General features: G+C 71.6%; 3 protein-coding genes. 2 read left to right on the forward strand and 1 reads right to left on the reverse strand.

Annotated elements, in window-relative coordinates:
• Window positions 1-262: CoA-transferase (locus AB0M20_RS41720; protein ID WP_364306882.1), on the forward strand; the 262-nt coding region annotated here is incomplete at its 5' end.
• On the opposite strand, the gene AB0M20_RS41725 is transcribed toward AB0M20_RS41720, so the two are convergent.
• Window positions 249-974, reverse strand: coding sequence for a hypothetical protein (locus AB0M20_RS41725; RefSeq protein ID WP_364306884.1), 726 nt, complete (start codon window positions 972-974; stop codon window positions 249-251). The two genes, AB0M20_RS41720 and AB0M20_RS41725, sit on opposite strands and share 14 nt — an antisense overlap.
• Before the next feature lie 103 nt (window positions 975-1077).
• Between AB0M20_RS41725 and AB0M20_RS41730 the strand changes: the two genes are divergently transcribed.
• Window positions 1078-1596 (forward strand): SigE family RNA polymerase sigma factor, encoded by a 519-nt coding sequence (locus AB0M20_RS41730; protein WP_364306885.1) that lies wholly within the window; start codon window positions 1078-1080, stop codon window positions 1594-1596.
• Window positions 1597-1762: the final 166 nt, after the last annotated feature.

Raw genomic sequence — 1762 nt, forward strand, 5'->3', positions numbered from 1 at the left:
GGCCGTCGGCGGGGCGATGGATCTGGCCGTGGGGGCGAAGAGCGTCTACGTGATGATGACGCTGTTCGCGAAGGACGGGACGCCGAAGCTGGTGCCCGAGTGCACGTACCCGCTGACCGGCGTCGGCTGCGTCGACCGCGTCTACACCGACCTGGCGACCTTCCTCGTCACTCCGGACGGCCTCGCCGTGCGGGAGACCTTCGGGATCTCCGCCGGCGAGCTGGGCGAGCGCCTGGCCCTGCCCCTGCTCACCGGCGGGTGATCCGCGGCGCGGCGAAGTTCCGGTTGTCGACGACGACGTCCGCGACGGCGGCCGGGTCGACCTCCGTCAGGTAGAGGCGCTCACCGGGTACGTAGTACGTGCGGTAGCGCTCGGCCGCCTGCTCGTAGGAGTCCATCCACGCCTGGTCCCGGTCGGCGCCGCGGCGCTGCACGTCCGCGAGGTCGATGTCGACGTAGATCCGTAGGTCCCAATGTCCGGCGAGGGCCGGCTTCTGCAGGAACCCGCCGTCGGCGACCAGGATCGCGTCGTCCGGCGCCACCCGCTCGGGCGAGTCGACCGGGGTGCGCCCACGCAGGTCCATCACCGCGGTGCGGTACCGCCGGCTGCCACCGGGGCTGTGCTGCTGCCGGCCGCTGAGGCTCCGCCAAGGGCGGAGAACCCGGGCCCCTCCGGGGCCGAGCGGCTCGAGCAGCAGCGAGCGGATCGCGTCGGTGTCGTACATCTCGTGGTAGTAGCTTTCCGGCGAGCCGGGCGGGTATCCGGTGCGCAGGTCGACGTGCCGTTTGAAGTGGTCGAGGCCGACGCGGATCACCTCGCGGGCGGTGCTCGCCCGCAGTGTGTCGGCCAGTGCGTCGGCCAGCGTCGACTTGCCGGCCGCCGAGAGGCCGTCGACACCCACCCGGACGGGATGGTCGAGCTCGATCGACAGGACGCGGTCGGCCAAGATCCGCAGAACGTCCGTGCGGCTCATACGCCTCCCCGGTTGGGCGTCGATGTGTCGGTCGATCCGGGATACAACTTAATCCGATCGATCCGCGTCGGATGGGTGTAGGCGGCGACAAGGAGCGGCGGCGATGCCAAGTGGATCCGACGATGAGTATCTGGCGTACGTGCATGCGCGCGTGCCCAGTCTGCGGCGCACCGCGTACTCACTCAGCGGCGACCGGCACGAGGCCGACGACCTCGTCCAGGAGACCCTGACCAAGCTCTACACGCGCTGGTCGAAAGCGTCCAGGGCGGACAACGTGGACGCCTACGTGCACACCATGCTGGTCCGCGTCTTCCTCGACGGCCGAAGACGCGGCTGGTGGAAGGTCCGGCTGGTCGGAGGCCCACCGGATCCGGCGCCGGTCCCGTCCGGTTCCCCGGAGGACAGCGCCGTCGTGCGCAGCGCCCTGGACCGTCTCCCGCCGCGGCAGCAGGCGGTGCTGGTCCTGCGATACCTCTGCGACCAGCCCATCAGCGAGGTGGCCCGGCTGCTCGGCTGCACCGAGGGCACGGTCAAGAGCCAGACCTCACACGCCCTCGCCCGGCTGCGCGTCCTGCTCGGCCCGCGGCCCGGCGCGCACGCCGCCCTCACGGATCGATCATGAAAGGCAATACGGTGGGAAACCAGGACGAGTACGCGCAGCAGCTGCTCGAGCCGCTGCGCGGTGAGCCGCAGGGTGCGCCGCGCATCGACGTGCCGAGGGCGATGCGGGAGGGCCGCCGCCGGCGGCGGGTGCGGGGCTGGTCCACCGCGGTCACCGCCGTGGCCAG

It is taken from the genome of Actinoplanes sp. NPDC051633, assembly GCF_040681735.1.
Taxonomy (GTDB): domain Bacteria; phylum Actinomycetota; class Actinomycetes; order Mycobacteriales; family Micromonosporaceae; genus Actinoplanes.